This is a genomic window from Methanomicrobium sp., assembly GCF_055145805.1.
Genome location: NZ_JBSREC010000037.1, coordinates 1 through 15802 on the forward strand (window position 1 = coordinate 1; position 15802 = coordinate 15802).

Consider the following 15802-nt stretch of genomic DNA (forward strand, 5'->3'; position numbering starts at 1 on the left):
TCTGTGTGCGTTTTAGCATACTCCTCAGCAGATACTCCTTCCATGAAAGCATCAGCCGCCTGTCTCATTGCAGCAGCGCCAGCCTTTGTTCCTTTTGGATGACCATGTATGCCACCTCCGGCCTGAAGGATTATATTTGTTCCAAGACCCGACAATTCTGCATGAACCTTACCAGGATGAAGACCCCCGCTTGCAACAGGGAATACAGGATTCATGCTAAAATATTCGTCTGTTAAAACCCTGTTATCTTTTTTTAATTCAAGGGGATCATGCCCCATCTTACCGCTTACTGTACCTGTATGTAGCTGATCGCCACCTGTCATTCTTACAAGACGCGCAAGAGGGCGCATTGCTATCCCATGCTTTTTGCTTCTTGTCATGGCAGCATGCATTGTTCTGTGAACATGAACCGGTACTTTGATTCCCGGTTCTTCAGACAGTGCCTGCACAGCCGAAAAACCACAGGTTATGACATCGACCATAACAGCATTTGCACCACAGTCAATTGCCTCTTCTGCACGCTCAACAATTTTGTCTGCTCTTTCCGATACATTTGCAGCATACAGAATTTTACGACCGGTTTCTGACATTGCATCATCCAGACGCGCCATAACTGCTTCAGTTCTCTCTTTAAGCGGGCAGAATGTCTGGTTTGTCAGGGTCTCGTCATCCTTTATGAAATCAACACCTCCTGACGCTGCAAGATAAGCAACCTCTGCCGTGTCTTTGGGATTCAGACCAACTTTCGGTTTTATTATTGTACCAATATGCGGGCGAAGTGTCCTTTCAGTGCCGATCAGTTTCCTGACACCACTTATACCAAATTTGGGACCCTTAAAGTCTGCAAGCTCTTTGGGAAGATATATGTCCAAAAGCCTAACTGAATCAAGTCTTCCAAGTCCGAAGAGATTCCCTGCAACAACAGACAGGTACTGGGCAATGTTACCCTTTTCAAAAATCTCCGCGGGGTACAGTATCTTTGTAATATACCCGTCACCGGAGGATTCGATGCATTCAACAGTACCGTCAAGTCTCTGGACATAATCTGCCCTTGTTGTCAGGTCTGTCCAGGTACCTGTCGTTTCCTCATCGGCAATTGCCTGTGCGGCAAATTCAGGTGTGGTATCACTCCTGGGTTCAAAATAATAAACTGCAGTTACGTCAGACATAATTATCAGTTTCTTAATAAACTTCTCAAGTATAATTTATTTATTGTTTCTTGCAAAAGATAAAAGCCGGAATAATATACAGTACATAAATAAAGGATAATATAATCATGACAACCGCAGTGGTCTTTGACAGTGCAGGAACTCTTCTTCACACATATCGCGTTGCAAAAGACATAATCAATAACAAAATTGTGGAAGGAGTTGAAACGACAACCCTCACATGTTCTGCCAGAGGAAGAGCACTTATTCTTCTTTATGCCCATTCTCAAAATATTGTTAATGCATCCGGCGAAGAGCTTCTCTCATCATACCTGAAAAATAAAAACATTAAATTTGGAGTTGCCTGCTCCTGCGGAGTTGTTACAATGTCTGAAGTATCAGATATACTTTATTCTGATAATAATGCAAAATTAGCTGATCTTCAGACATGCATAAAATCAGTATGGAGTTGCTGCAGAAAACTCCCTGTTGTTGCAATGAACAGCGGAGTTATTGTAAATAAAAATATCAACAGAATAGAATACGCAATAACATCAGGCGGCAGGCCTTTTTCAGGAGCAAAAAAAACGATACAAACCCTTCAGGAGATGGATATTGCAACTTATGTCGCCTCAGGCGACAGAACTGACAAACTAATGAAAATGGCTGACTATCTCGGTATACCTCACGGGAATGTTCACGGTGTCGCAACACCTTCCATAAAAGCTCAGATAGTCTGTGATTTAAAATCACACTATAACAGGGTTATCATGGTAGGTGACGGAGTAAACGATATCTCTGCTATGAAAGAAGCCGACATTGCAATACTTACTGAACAGCAAAAAGGTAAGAAACCTGCAGTTCTTATAAAAGCAGCCGACTACATTATAAAAGATGTCTCGGAAGTTGTGGGAATAGTAGCAGCAGATGAAGGACACAAAAAAGGACAATAGTTGTAATAATTAATTATGAACTCCCAAATCAGACTGAAAAATATGTTGTCACAATATAAAGACTAATAAAACCTGTGTTACAAATTTTTCAGAACAAAAAAATAATTTACATCCAGATTTAATTTTACTTATTATTACAAAACCGAATTATATATTAAAAAAACACTACATCTAGTTATCGAGGATATGTCTTATGGCCCCATTAATCACGGTTGAAAATTTAAACAAGGAATTTAACGGTACCCCTGTCCTTAAAAATATCAGTTTTGTTCTGGAAGAAGGAGAAATTCTGGGCATAATTGGAAGAAGCGGCGCAGGAAAAACAGTTTTAATGCATCTGATAAGAGGTGTCGATGAAGCGCCGACATCAGGTAAAATAATATATCATATTTCTGCATGCAACAAATGCAGCCGCATTGAACTCCAGAGCAGAGCAGGAAACAAATGTCCTGTCTGTGGAGGAGAACTGATTTCAAAAGATGTTGACCTGTGGAACGAAGAAAATGCAAAACTAAAACGCAGAATAATGACACGTACGGCAATAATGTTCCAGAGATCATTTGCTCTTTATGGGGATGATCGTGTTATTGAAAATGTTATGCATGCGCTAAGTGATATAAACTATCCTTCAGAAAAACAGGTTTCCAGAGCTGCTGATCTACTTGACGAAGTCAGACTTTCTCACCGTATGATGCATATAGCTCGTGATCTTTCAGGTGGTGAAAAACAGCGTGTTGTTCTTGCCAGACAGCTTGCAAAAGAGCCTTTTATGCTCTGTGCTGATGAACCTACAGGAACACTTGACCCGCGCACAGCAAATATTGTTCATGAAATGTTAAAAGAAGCATCTGCAGGTAATGAAATGGCAATGCTTGTTTCTTCTCACTTCTCCCAGATTATTGAAGAAATATGCAACCGTGCAATTCTTTTAGAAGATGGCATGATTAAAAAACTGGGAGATCCGCATGATATCATTGAATCCTTCATGAAAGACGCATTTGACGATGAGGTGTTTGACAGATGTGATGTGGGAAAGGACATCCTCTCAGCAAAAGATATTACAAAGCGCTATATAACCGTGGACAGGGGCATGATTAAAGCGGTTGACGGAGTCTCATTCGATGTTTCGGAGAGAGAAATCTTTGGAATTATCGGAACAAGCGGTGCCGGAAAGACAACATTATCGAGGATAATATCCGGAATTATCGAACCCACAGGGGGTGAGATGAATGTCCGTATCGGTGATGAATGGATTGATATGACAAAACCCGGTATCGAGAACAGGGGCCGGGCAAAGTGCTATATCGGTCTCCTGCATCAGGAGTATGATCTTTATCCTCACAGGTCAATTCTTGACAACCTGACCGATTCCATAGGTCTTGAATTCCCAAAGGAACTTGCAATGAGAAAAGCCATAATAACCCTTAAAATGGCAGGATTTACCGAAGATAAAAGCAGGGAAATATTAGACAGACTTCCTGATCAGTTAAGTGAAGGAGAAAAACATCGTGTGGCTCTTGCACAGGTGTTGATCAAAGAGCCAAGAATGATCCTTCTTGATGAGCCCACAGGAACAATGGATCCTATTACTAAAATTGATATTAAGCACTCTATTATGCATGCAAGAGAAGAAATGGATGAAACATTTATTGTAGTGTCACATGACATGGAATTTGTGCGTGATATATGTGACAGAGCTGCACTGATGCGCAACGGAAAAATAGTGAAAATCGGGCCGACACTGGAAGTTCTTGAATTCCTGACACAGGAAGAGAAAGAAATTATGTCAGGACCCGAAACCTGAGGTGAATGAAAATTGATTACAGTCCACCTTGATGGACAAAAAGCAGAGATAAGTAAAGGAACAAAACTTAAGGATCTGATACCGGATCTTCCTGAAAAATATTCTGTTGCAATAATCAGACCATCAAAATCAAAGGAGTCTGCAACAAAAAATATACGCCTGCTGACCTCTGCCGGAGAAGTTGTAATTGAACTTAATTCCACAGGTATGGAGATATTCTCCGGAGACATTTTCAAAAATTATTTTGGAGAGAAAAATCCAAAAAACCACCTTTTATTAAAATGGACAGACAGACAAACCGTTTCCTTTGGCACATTAAATGCATCATTTTTACCTGACAAAAAACATCACAGATATGGGAAAAATGATTTAATATTGGGATGTGCCGGATATGACCCTAAAAACTCTTTTCTTATTTTTTCAAAGATGCCTCACCTCGCTGATCACGGGGGAGATGAGTCAGGCGGCATAATAGGTTCGATTGTAAGCGGCAGAAGCACCCTTGAAAAATGGAGGACCGGGGACAGCATAATTTCATTTGAAAGAATAATAAGCCGCGAGGACACAAGCAATTCCTTCACAACCACCGACAGAGAACTTATCCTTGAAAACGGGATGGAAATAATCACCGGAGTGCAGGTATCAGCCCAGGGATATATTCCTGAAAAGATCAGAACAGATACTTCAAACAGTGTTGAGCACATGCTGATCGCATTTAAAGCAGGTGAATTTAAGGCAGATCTCAAGTCTTCAGGATTTATACGGGACGAAAGTATGAAAAAGTCAATTGTTCCCCAGGAGATGAAAGGATCACGTCTTGAAGGTACTGTTACTGTGAGAACAAAAGGAAAACTTACAGGAAGTCTCTACATTTATACAAAGGATATTCCGGGAAGCCCTAATCACACTGTTGTCGGCCGGATTGTTCACGGAATCGAACTTGTAAAATTAATGTCCAAAGGAGACCTGATATCTATAAAAACAGATCCAGTCCAGATTGATTTGAGGGGTCTTTCATTAAAAGAAGCCCTTGAAATTTCAGATTTGAACGGGATAAAAGCAGAATACGATGATGACACTGGTGAACGCATCGTAACAGAACAAATTCCTCCAAACACAATTGAAGTCCTAAAGAAAGGGGCAGTATCTCTAAAAACAGTTCCTTTATCAAATGTAATTGGAATAAAACTTGATGACATAAAAGCACCTATAACATGCAGTCTTTTTCGTGAAGTTACAGGTCTTAGATGGTACAAAATTGGAAAGATGCCCCTCATCTTTAAATTTGAGGATGTTACTCTCTTCCAGCCCAAAGTGTCCACAAAAATTACAATACATATAGAAAATACACCCAAAGGTGAAATTCCGGCAAATACACTTGCAATGACAAACGATTCCAGAAAAAGCACAGGACTTATTGGTGTAAGAACATCTCCCAACAGCGAATTCGGCCCGACATCCGAGCCGTTTTCTGCAACAAATATCATAGGTGAGATAATTGAGGCGGAAAAACTCTCCTCCTTAAAAGAAGGAGATATTGTCTATATAAGGGAGGTCTGATTATGGCAAAAAAAGAATATAAACCTGATTTAGTCGGGACAGTTACAAAATATGTATTTGTAGAATCACCGGATACTACCCCCAGGGTTCTCGCAATCAGGGCTTATGAGATCTCCCAGGGAATTATGATTAAAGAGACCTGCTTTGGGCTTCAGATTACCGGGGAACCCCTGGAAGTTGCAAATTTAATTAAGGAGCTTAGAAAAACAGACCCCACAAACATATTTGTAAAGGACAGGGGATTTCCCCCCGGAGATCCAAGACGGTGTCGCGCAAATCTCGGAGGAGCACGTCCGGGATATTACGGACATGAATTTGAGATGGGTCTTATAAAATATGTCTCAAAGGGCCTTTTAAAAATGGATGCCGGTGCCAGAGCAAAGCCATCAAAACTTGAAATAATAACAAACCGGGAGAAAAGACAACTCCCTGCAGAAGAACTTTCAAAAATTATAAATTCAGCGGAGACCTGAAAAAATGTCAAAGGTTTTTATTTATCCATCGACAAGCCTGATTCTCTCAGATATGGTTGAGCGCTTCGGACATGAACCACTCGGTGTGGCAATTGCTATACGTGAGAGAATACAGACACCGGGATTTGACTCCCCCCCACTTCAGATGACACCCGAAGATCCAAAAAAAGGTCTCAAATATGCGGCTGTTGAAGTTCCTTCCGGAGTCAGAGGAAGAATGGCACTTTTTGGCCCTCTGATAGAAGAGGCAGAGGCTGCAATAATCATCAACGATTCTGATCTGGCTTTTGGATGTATGGGTTGTTCAAGGACAAATGAACTTATCAAATTTTTAATCAGGCAGCGAACGGATATCCCTGTTCTTGACCTCAGATATCCTTCAAATGAAGAAGAAGGACTTGCATTTGTCCAGACAATCAATGAATTTTTAGATGGTCTTAAAGATGAATCCAAGGATAAAGGAAGTGAAAAATGAGCGAAGAACAACCTGTAAGAGTTGCCCAGTTATCCTGCGGACCTGAACACAGCGGAGTTCAGAAGGAAATATATGATGCCGCTGCAATGGTGAACGCAGAGATGTTTTTCCCTGACGTCGCTCTTGCCGATATTAAAAAGGCATATCTGGAATTCGGTCTGGAAGCAAAGTCAGCAGATCTCAAGCTGGCAATTGCAAGGGCAAAAGCCCTTGTCGAAGGTGCAGTTGATGCTGATGCGGTATTTATAGCAACTTGTTTCAGGTGTTCTGAAGCCGCAATCGTAAGAAACGAGCTCAGGAGATATATTCTCAACAATTCCACACTTCCTGTTGTAAGCTATTCATTTACCGAGAGAACAACTTCAGGTACACTTCTTACAAGGATGGAGGCACTTACCACAATTGCAAGAAGAAGAGCTCTTCTGGCACGTGAAAAACAGGTAGGAATTACTCTCGGTGTTGATTCGGGTTCATCAACAACAAAAGCCGTTGTCATGAAAGATAATGAAATAATCGGAACAGGGTGGACACCAACAACAGGCGTTATTGACAGTGCAGAGATTGTCATAGAATCTGCATTAAAAGAGGCAGGCCTTAAAATTTCTGATATTGAAGCCATTGGAACAACAGGATACGGAAGATATCTCATAGGCGATAAGTTCAAAGCAGACCTCATTCAGGAAGAACTGACTGTCAACTCCAAGGGTGCAGTGTATCTTGCAGACAGACAGCACGGAGTGGCAACTGTCATAGATATCGGAGGAATGGACAACAAGGCGATATCAGTCCAGGACGGAATTCCGGGAACATTCACAATGGGGGGCATATGTGCAGGTGCATCCGGGCGTTTCCTTGAGATGACAGCAAAACGTCTTGGTGTTGATATAACCGAACTTGGCCCGCTTGCAGTTAAAGGAATTTCTAAAACAGTACCAATGAACAGTTACTGCATTGTCTTTGGAACACAAAGTCTTGTAAATGCTCTTGCCGAAGGGCATTCAAAAGAGGATGTTGCAGCAGCGGCATGCAGAAGTGTTGCAGAACAGGTATTTGAGCAGCAGCTTCAGGAAGTGGATATAAAAGAGCCTGTAATAATGGTAGGCGGCACATCTCTAATTGAAGGCCTTGTAAGAGAGATGGGTCAGCTTTTGCAGACAGAGATTGTCGTTCCGCCATATTCACAATATATAGGATCAGTTGGCTCGGCACTTCTGTCATCAGGATTTATCGGGGAAAAGTAAATATGGCGATTGATTATTTTGAGGTTGAATGCCGTGAAGAGGCAGGCAGAAAAGCATACATGGATATTGCAGCAGATGTTTTGCAGGATCTGGACCTTATAAAAATCGTCAGTAAAATTCATATCTACATTGACCTTGATTTTCCTTTCTTCCTGGCAGTGGGAGAAACACGAAAACTTCCTCCTGCTGTAAAAATAAGGGATTTTTCAAATGTTATGGAATCAGAAGGAAAAATTGTTCTTGATATTGCAGATGAAACTTATCTTTCACAGATGCTTATAATCCTCTGGGATAAATACGGACGCGATTTTATCGAGCAGCCTGACAGGTTTACTGTAACAATCAGTGCCGAACTTGCGGGAGTAAAAGAGATAGAAGATACAATCGTCTATGATCCCAGTATTTCAATGTATAAGGATCTGATATACGCCCTTCAGTGGATTGCACCTGAGGGATTTCGGGTCAGAAGAGAATGGATAGACAAAGGAAAATTCTTCTATATTGCAAGCGAAAACACGCTTCCGCCCGGAATTCTTGATACAATAGTTGCAGATAAACAAAAAATCATATCGGAGGTCTGAAAAATGACTCTTGTTCCAATAACCTACAAGGGAGGCGTCTACAAGAACGATATAATAGTTGACCTGATTGAAGATCTCGGCGGATACATTGTCCAGAAACATATGATTGCACAGGATGTTGTTCTTCAGTCCCTTGTTCCAAAAGATGATATTGAGCTTATAAGAAGAACAGGAAGACCTCTTGGAGGAGAGGTTTTTGAATCACCGCTTGTCGGAACAGAGATTGCAGTTGTATCACCCAGTCTCGACATTCACCACCTCCCGCATACATCGTGTGATGCCGCCGAATACATGAGACGCTCCGGAGCAAAAACAAATATGATTGGTCTTTCAAGAGGTTTTGGAAAGCGTATTGCGAACTTAAACATTGAAGAGAGGGATGTCATAAATGAGCATGACTGTGCAGTGTTCCTGCTCGGAAACTTTGAGGAATGTATAAAACATAAACTTCCGGCACTAAGAAGAGGAATTCACGTCCCGATAATTCTTACAGGCGGCCCGGACACAGAGGCCTTAAGACGAACCGCAGATCCCCCTGTACACGGATATGTCGGGGGAATTGGAAGAATCGGCCACCGCATGAAAAAACAGGAAGGCGAAATAGAATTTTTGGATGCACTTATAAGTGAGATCTCAAGGGTTCTTGATGAAAAACGTGAGGAGATTGGAAAAGATTCTCTTTCCATATCTCCTGCCAGACTTATGTCGATAATCGACGACGAACTTGGTATTACAAAAGGTTCTACCCACCCGACTCCTGTGACAGTCCAGATTGCCGGCCTCAGACTTAAAATTCCCTATGATAGTTATGCAGAAGATGTTCGCGCGATAAAGATTGAGGAAGATATTACAGTAGGAGATGTTGCACAGGTTTTGCCGTCAAGAATGCGCAATTACATATTGCTTAAAATAAAACCTTTCTCAGAGACAAATATCATGGTATGATTCTGCCGCGACAATATTTTTTATTTTATTTATCAGATAAATTTCAGGTGTTTCAATGAACTATGAAGAGATGTTGAGCGAAATTGCTGACAAAGGCAAGGAAAAAAGCACTGAGGAATGGCTTGAAAAAGTCCAGAAACAGGACGGTTCCATCCCGTTGATCTATAAAAGAATGGCAAAAAGACCTGAAGTTCTGCTTTCACATCTTCTTTACAAAACTTCGGTTACGGAGACAAGTACCCTTGATCCAAAATATGTTGAATTAATCAGCCTGGCAATTGGTGCGGCATTGAACTGCCGTCACTGTACTGAATATCACATGCAGGGTGCCTTAAAACGGGGAGCAACAAAAGACGAGATTCTTGAGGTCGTACTCCTTGCAGGTTCACTTGCACAGGCATCTGTGCTCGCAGACGCATACAGGGTAATAGATACAAATGAGGAAAAATGCGATTCATCCTGTGATTTAAACGGATTTAAATGTAATAAAAATTAAAATCCGGCACAGAACGCACTGAACTTTTTTTAAAACAATATCCTTTTAAATAATTGAATATAATTTAGAGATCTAAGGGAAGTTATGTTAATTTCCTGACGGAGTGATATGGTTTATGGATATTGGTATGCTTTTTAGTGATTCCTTCAACTACTCAAAAGAGGCAGTTGTTGGAAAATGGATGAAATGGATTCTGTTACTTGTTTCAACCATTATTTTCCCGTTAATAATGGGATATGAACTGATGATTATGCGTGGCGAAAAACCGGCACCTGAACTTGGAAACTGGGGTAAACTGTTTATTGACGGTATATTGTACTTAATCATAGGTATTATATATGCAATTCCAATCTTTATTGTGGCAATGTTAACAATGGGGACGGGATTATTTGCAATAATGGCAAATCCATACGCAGCTGCAGGTGCAATGGGTCTTTTCCTGGTGGGTGCATTAATTACATTCATTGTAGCAATAATTATCTCACTTATTTCAACAATTGCAATTGTCAGATTTGCACGTACAGGTAAATTCGGAGAAGCATTCAACTTTGGTGAAATTCTTGCAAAGATTAAGAGTATTGGATGGGTTAACTATTTTATTCAGATCCTTGTTCTGGGAATCGTTTTAACAATTCTTATTGCAATTCTGAATATGATACCAGTTATCGGTCAGATCATCTACTTTATCCTCTTACCTGTAATTGCAATATTTTCATCAAGGTACGTCTGTCTTATCTACGACAGCGCCTAAAAACAAAAAAAAATTTTTTTTTTAGATCATCCCGCAGGATGATAATTCATAAATTGTAGTGATCCTTTTGGCATTTTCGGGTGAAAACTTATTGATGAAAAAAATAACTGAGTCCATTTCATCGCGTCCGAGACAACCTATGCTTTCATCTCCGGTAAAAATCAGTTCTGTCAGATATTCCCAGTCGTTTTCAGATAATTTGGATAATCTCTCCTTAAAGTCATTAATATCTGCTGATATATGATTTGAAAGCGGAGGAAGTATGGACTGAAAAGGATTCCCTGAACCGGGGCAAATCTCAATTGTATATTCAGGTGCAATTTTTTTAAAAATTTCCAGGTCTTTATTGGATAATTCGCGTGGCATTTTATTTTTCCTGTTATTAAAACAACAGAAAAATATATTATCTTTTTTCAGTTCTGAACAGAAGAACTGATGATATTAAAACCGCAATTAAAACTATTCCAATAAATCCGGATGCCTGTGTTGACTGAGGAGACTCAGAAGATGAAACAGGAGATTCGGTCACTAATGATGAATCCGAAGACAGGGTATTTAAAACAGGAGTCATTTCCACAGTTGGAATTACAGCTGCTTCTGTCTCAAAAGCTTTTGTACTGGTCTGTGCACTGACTGAGGGTTCTTTTATTATGATTTGGACATATGAATACTCCTTTCCTGAAAGATCGTTTCTTCCTGAAGGAGTATTTACAGCATAAACAAGATAATTTCCTGCATCTGGAGTGCCTCCGGCGGTTTTTGTATCCCATTTATAATTCCATATATTGTTATTTTTCACAGATGCCCGCGTAAAAGTAGAAGCTGCACCTGTCTCTACACCGGATGCGATATCATCCAGAGAGACACCTTCTGAAGGCAGATTCGGGCCTGTTAAAAAAAGATACACATAATCAGTACCGGAAGCGCCGCCTGAAAGTTCAACAGTATCACCCGAATAAACAGTTACCGCAGACACTCCCTGTACAAAAAGGAATGCTGCGGCTAAAAATAAACAAAATGACATTATTTTAAATTTTGTCTTTCCCATATGCTTATCTTCAGATTTTAAATTATATATATATAATCCAAATATTAACCAGATGAGTTCAAAAGGAATTTATAGGATTTTAACTGAACATTTCCAAAAAAAATTCTTTGAATTATTTTTCCCATCATTCTTTTATTTACCAGATTATCCCTATAAATCAGGTTTTTAAGAATGACAAAAATCTTTAATCATTTTTTTTATTTTTAGGCAATTTAAGTTAAGGTAAAAAACAATAACTACAAAGATAATTTGAGAGGAAAATAAAAAAATGGATGGAAAAATACTGGTTGCTTATGCCACAAGATACGGTTCGACAGAGGAGATTGCAAAAGAAATTGCAGCAACATTAAAAAAAGACGGTTATGATGCCGAATGCAAAAATATTCTGGATATTACATCTGTTAAAGAATATAGAGCTGTTATTGCAGGCAGCGCAATTCATATGGGTAAATGGCTTCCGGAAGCCGGGGATTTTATGCAGATTCATAGAGATTGCCTGTATAAAGTGCCTCTTTTTGTATTTTCATGCGGAATTACCCTCAACAATCCTGATGAGAATGTCATCAGAAAAGCACTCTTTGCCACAGATGAAATAAAACAATATGTAAACCCCAAAAAAATAGGACTTTTTGCAGGAAAACTTGACAAAGATTCACTGAGCAATTCAGACAGGGATCTGATTATTCTTGCAAAACCCCTGTGTGGGGATTTCAGGGATTTTAAAAAGATTACAGAATGGACCCATAATATAGAATCAGAATTTTTAGCCAAATTATAAAAAGATCAGATAAATAATTTCAGGCATTCAATAAAATTTTTTAATATAATACTTAATTCTAATTAATTATTAGGAGATTTTTTTGATGAACGACAAGAAATGGCTGATATCTTTCGCATCTGTTTTGATACTGGCTTCAGCACTACTATATCTGGCTCATTATATCCTGTTTCATGATCTGCACCATATCGGAGTATTCGGACTTCATGAACTTGCATTTCTTCCAATTGAAGTTTTGCTTGTTACTCTTGTGATACACAGAATGCTTGATACACGTGAGAAAAAAAGACGCCTTGAAAAGATGAACATGGTAATCGGGACGTTTTTCAGTGTCGCAGGAATAGATCTATTAAGATGTTTTTCAAATCATAACCCGCATATAAAAGCAATAAGAAAGGAACTTGCAATAACTTCGGACTGGTCACCGGAAAAATTTGACTTAATTGATAATGAGATTAAAAATTATAAATTTGAGATTGATATCTGCTCAATTAATATTGAAAGCCTGAAGAAATTCCTGCTTGAAAAAGAAGATTTTTTTATCAGACTTCTTGAAAACCCGGTACTCCTCGAACACGAGGAGTTTACCGAACTTTTAAGGGCGGCATTTCATCTCACCGAAGAGCTTCATAACAGAAAGGATCTCTCAATCTGTCCGGAAACAGATAAAAATCATCTTGCAGGAGATATTAACAGAGTTTACAGTCTGCTTGCCGGCGAATGGTTAGAATATATGAAATATTTAAAGGAAAGTTACCCTTATCTCTTCTCCCTGGCACTCAGGACAAATCCTTTTGATGAAAATGCTGACGCTATAGTCAGATAATAAAATTCATCTTTTTTCCGTCTTCATTTGTATAAAGAAAGTCAGCTGTCAAATTATGTTAAAAATAAAAGTTCCCTGAGAACAAAATCAAAATAGTTATATCAGCTTATTTAAGATTTTAATCTTATCTTTGTATATGAAAAACTAATCAGTTCGGAAAACTTATATGTAAAGTATAGAATGGGGACGATCAGAACTAATGAATGAAAATTTTAAAAAACTTTTAGATTATTTCTCTCAAAAACAGAGTGAAGTATTCTCCTCTCCAAGGGCACTTTTTGGAAGAGGTGAGGAGGAATTATTCACAATCGTCAGTGTAAACAATGAAACAGAAGAGATTACACTTAAAAAAGACTGCGAACAGGGTATCAAAATAAAATACAGCCTGTTAAAAGAGGCAGTACTCCTTTTGGAGGATAAAAATATCGTCTCAATCACTCCTGAAAAAATATCCGATTCCCCTGTATCGCTGGAAGAACATCTTGCAATATGGCAGTCAGGAACAGAAGATGTAATTCTAAATAAAAATGAAATTCCATATATTGCAGATCTTATTGTTCTCTCTGGTGTTGCAGCATATGGGTGGGGTAAAACCAATACCAAAGAGAAATTCGCCGCAATAGCCATAAAAGAGAAGCATGAAAAGAAAAAACCGGACCGAAAGTTAGAATGGGATATTAAAAAAATTATCAGTGAAACGTCCTCTGATAACAAAGTTGCTTTGGAAAAACCCAGAGATACCACTTCCAAAAACAGTCTTATGGGACCTGTGCTTATAGCCTATTCAACGAGACATGGCTCAACAGCCGAAATTGCATGGTCTATCAAAAATTGCTTTCAGGATGATGGCATTATTTCTGAAGTAAAGGGTATCCAGGATGTTGATGATGTCAGAAAATATAGTATGGTAATAATCGGCACCCCTATATATGACAATAAAATACTTCCTGAAGTCATTGAATTTGCAAGGCTCCATAAAGACTGGCTTTTAAAAAGAATGACTGCACTTTTTGTTGTTGGCATTTCATTAAAGAATCAGGATGATGAAACAATCCTCAAAACCTTAAAAATCGCGGATGAAGCAGGAAAATATATCAGTCCAATAGATATTGGAATGTTTGCAGGAAAGTTACTGCCTGAAAATCTCCCGATAAAGGGACGAATCAATGCAATGTTCAACAAAGAAAAAACAGGAAATTTCATAGACTGGCGCGATATCGGGGAATGGGCCGATAAAATTAAAAAAATGTTCCTGCAAAAAATGAATTAAACTGCCAGTGGAAGCAGTTTTTTAATAAGATTATCCACCTGCCATTCAGCAGTACCGATATAATTATCCGGTAAAAGAAGTGATTCTATCTCATCTTTTTTAAGGTACACAGATACATCCTTGTTTTCAGAGAGAATTTTTGAAACAGGTGTCTTTGTTTCAAATGCCGTCATGCTGGAAACCCTGACAATTTCATGAGCATCCTGTCTGTCCATACCCTTCTTTGTAAGTTCAATCATTACAGATTCCGCCATATTAACGCCATGAAGCATCTCAAGATTACGCCTGATATTCTCAGGATTTAACCTTACGCCTTCAAGGACATTAATCATGACATTCAGGATATGATCTGCAAGAATGGATGCTTCAGGAAATATTACACGTTCACATGAGGAATTTGTCAGGTCACGTTCGTCCCAGAGAGTGTTGTTCATCAAGGCAGGCTCAACAAAGGAGCGGACAACACGTGCCAGTCCGCAGACCTGCTCAGATTTTATCGGATTTCTCTTATGTGGCATTGTTGAAGAGCCCACCTGGTTTTTACCAAATGCCTCCTCCATCTCTCCAATCTCTGATCTCTGCATCATGCGTATTTCAACACCGATTTTGTCAAGGGTTGTTGCCACATTTGCCAGGAACATGAAATATTCTGCATATCTGTCACGCTGGATGAGCTGATTTGATACATCGACAGGGTGAAGTTCAAGGTACTTCATCATTGTGACCATAACCTCATGACCCTTAAGACCCAGAGAAGCCTGTGTTCCGACAGCTCCGGTCATCTGACCTACAGCAATACGCGGACGCATCTCCTCAAGTCTTTCAATGTGCCTTGCAACCTCTGAGGCCCATATTGCAAACCTGAGACCGTATGTTGTGGGAACACCAATCTGTCCGTGTGTTCTTCCGGCGCATACAAGCTTTTGTGTCTCTTTCGTCCTTTTTAACAATACTCCAAGCAATTTTTTCAGCTTTGCCTCAATTAAAAACAGACTGTCTTTTACCTGAAGTCCTGTTGCTGTATCAAGAATGTCATTTGAAGTAGCGCCGAAGTGTATCCAGCGTCCGGACTCCCCTGTTACTTCTGTTATTGCCTTTACAACCGCCATCATATCGTGGTTGATCTCTGCCTCAATCTCATTTGCCCTAACCAGAGACGCATTGTTTGCTTTTTCTACAATTTCTGCAGCCGCTTCTTCAGGAATGAGGCCGTGATCGCCCTCTGCCCTCGCAAGAGCTGTTTCTACTTTTACAATAGATGCAAATCTGTTATTTTCATCCCAGATATTTCGCATCTCAACAGTTCCGTACCGGAAGTCAATGGGGTGGATTGCCATGGTGATTATTTATTTGTTTTTTTACCTGTAAAAACCGTACTGGTCAAAAAGAGAATTTAAAAATAAAAGATATCCCGAATCTCCCTTAGCAGAGAATTAAAATATTTAACAAAAAA

General features: G+C 39.5%; 17 protein-coding genes. 13 read left to right on the forward strand and 4 right to left on the reverse strand.

Annotated features, from left to right (window positions below; translation table 11 throughout):
• The coding region (locus tag ACTB1O_RS02660; protein WP_462993589.1) for a RuBisCO large subunit C-terminal-like domain-containing protein at nt 1-1169 on the reverse strand (1169 nt) is incomplete at its 3' end.
• A 107-nt stretch (nt 1170-1276) separates the two neighbouring features.
• Here ACTB1O_RS02660 and ACTB1O_RS02665 point away from each other — a divergent pair.
• The 10 genes from ACTB1O_RS02665 (at nt 1277) to ACTB1O_RS02710 (ending at nt 10427) form a co-directional block, all read left to right on the forward strand.
• Entirely contained in the window at nt 1277-2101 is an 825-nt protein-coding gene (locus tag ACTB1O_RS02665) for an HAD family hydrolase (protein WP_462993590.1), read from the forward strand.
• Nucleotides 2102-2294: 193 nt separating this feature from the next.
• Nucleotides 2295-3905 (forward strand): methyl coenzyme M reductase system, component A2, encoded by a 1611-nt coding sequence (atwA, locus tag ACTB1O_RS02670; protein ID WP_462993591.1) that lies wholly within the window; start codon nt 2295-2297, stop codon nt 3903-3905.
• 12 nt (nt 3906-3917) lie between these two features.
• Nucleotides 3918-5465 carry a methyl-coenzyme M reductase-associated protein Mmp3 gene (gene mmp3, locus ACTB1O_RS02675; protein ID WP_462993592.1) on the forward strand — a complete coding sequence of 516 codons (1548 nt, stop codon included), beginning with the start codon at nt 3918-3920 and terminating at the stop codon, nt 5463-5465.
• Between the two features lie 2 nt (nt 5466-5467).
• On the forward strand, nt 5468-5938 hold the full coding sequence (locus ACTB1O_RS02680) for a methanogenesis marker 6 protein (RefSeq protein WP_462993593.1): 471 nt from the start codon (nt 5468-5470) through the stop codon (nt 5936-5938).
• A 4-nt stretch (nt 5939-5942) separates the two neighbouring features.
• Entirely contained in the window at nt 5943-6413 is a 471-nt protein-coding gene (locus tag ACTB1O_RS02685; RefSeq protein WP_462993594.1) for a methanogenesis marker 5 protein, read from the forward strand.
• Nucleotides 6410-7654, forward strand: a complete 1245-nt coding sequence (locus ACTB1O_RS02690; protein ID WP_462993595.1) for a methanogenesis marker 15 protein — start codon at nt 6410-6412, stop codon at nt 7652-7654. The genes ACTB1O_RS02685 and ACTB1O_RS02690 overlap by 4 nt, the downstream gene beginning before the upstream one ends.
• A gap of 2 nt (nt 7655-7656) precedes the next feature.
• The gene (locus ACTB1O_RS02695; protein ID WP_462993596.1) at nt 7657-8235 is read left to right on the forward strand and encodes a methanogenesis marker 17 protein; all 579 of its coding nucleotides are present in this window, start codon (nt 7657-7659) and stop codon (nt 8233-8235) included.
• Nucleotides 8236-8238: 3 nt separating this feature from the next.
• Nucleotides 8239-9180 carry a methanogenesis marker 7 protein gene (locus ACTB1O_RS02700; protein ID WP_462993597.1) on the forward strand — a complete coding sequence of 314 codons (942 nt, stop codon included), beginning with the start codon at nt 8239-8241 and terminating at the stop codon, nt 9178-9180.
• Between the two features lie 55 nt (nt 9181-9235).
• Complete coding sequence (locus tag ACTB1O_RS02705) at nt 9236-9676, forward strand: carboxymuconolactone decarboxylase family protein (protein ID WP_462993598.1); 441 nt, start codon at nt 9236-9238, stop codon at nt 9674-9676.
• A 115-nt stretch (nt 9677-9791) separates the two neighbouring features.
• A complete protein-coding gene (locus ACTB1O_RS02710; protein ID WP_462993599.1) occupies nt 9792-10427 on the forward strand; it encodes a DUF4013 domain-containing protein in 636 nt (211 codons plus the stop codon).
• Between the two features lie 21 nt (nt 10428-10448).
• On the opposite strand, the gene ACTB1O_RS02715 is transcribed toward ACTB1O_RS02710, so the two are convergent.
• Together ACTB1O_RS02715 and ACTB1O_RS02720 are read right to left on the reverse strand one after the other, a co-directional pair.
• Complete coding sequence (locus ACTB1O_RS02715) at nt 10449-10793, reverse strand: hypothetical protein (RefSeq protein WP_462993600.1); 345 nt, start codon at nt 10791-10793, stop codon at nt 10449-10451.
• A gap of 37 nt (nt 10794-10830) precedes the next feature.
• The gene (locus ACTB1O_RS02720) at nt 10831-11475 is read right to left on the reverse strand and encodes a hypothetical protein (protein ID WP_462993601.1); all 645 of its coding nucleotides are present in this window, start codon (nt 11473-11475) and stop codon (nt 10831-10833) included.
• Nucleotides 11476-11743: 268 nt separating this feature from the next.
• Between ACTB1O_RS02720 and ACTB1O_RS02725 the strand changes: the two genes are divergently transcribed.
• The 3 genes from ACTB1O_RS02725 (at nt 11744) to ACTB1O_RS02735 (ending at nt 14349) form a co-directional block, all read left to right on the forward strand.
• Entirely contained in the window at nt 11744-12253 is a 510-nt protein-coding gene (locus tag ACTB1O_RS02725; protein ID WP_462993602.1) for a flavodoxin domain-containing protein, read from the forward strand.
• An 85-nt stretch (nt 12254-12338) separates the two neighbouring features.
• A complete protein-coding gene (locus tag ACTB1O_RS02730; RefSeq protein ID WP_462993603.1) occupies nt 12339-13079 on the forward strand; it encodes a hypothetical protein in 741 nt (246 codons plus the stop codon).
• 199 nt (nt 13080-13278) lie between these two features.
• Nucleotides 13279-14349, forward strand: coding sequence for a flavodoxin domain-containing protein (locus ACTB1O_RS02735; RefSeq protein WP_462993604.1), 1071 nt, complete (start codon nt 13279-13281; stop codon nt 14347-14349).
• Here the strand turns inward: ACTB1O_RS02735 and purB are convergent.
• A complete protein-coding gene (purB, locus tag ACTB1O_RS02740; RefSeq protein WP_462993605.1) occupies nt 14346-15686 on the reverse strand; it encodes an adenylosuccinate lyase in 1341 nt (446 codons plus the stop codon). The genes ACTB1O_RS02735 and purB overlap by 4 nt on opposite strands.
• Nucleotides 15687-15802 lie beyond the last annotated feature (116 nt).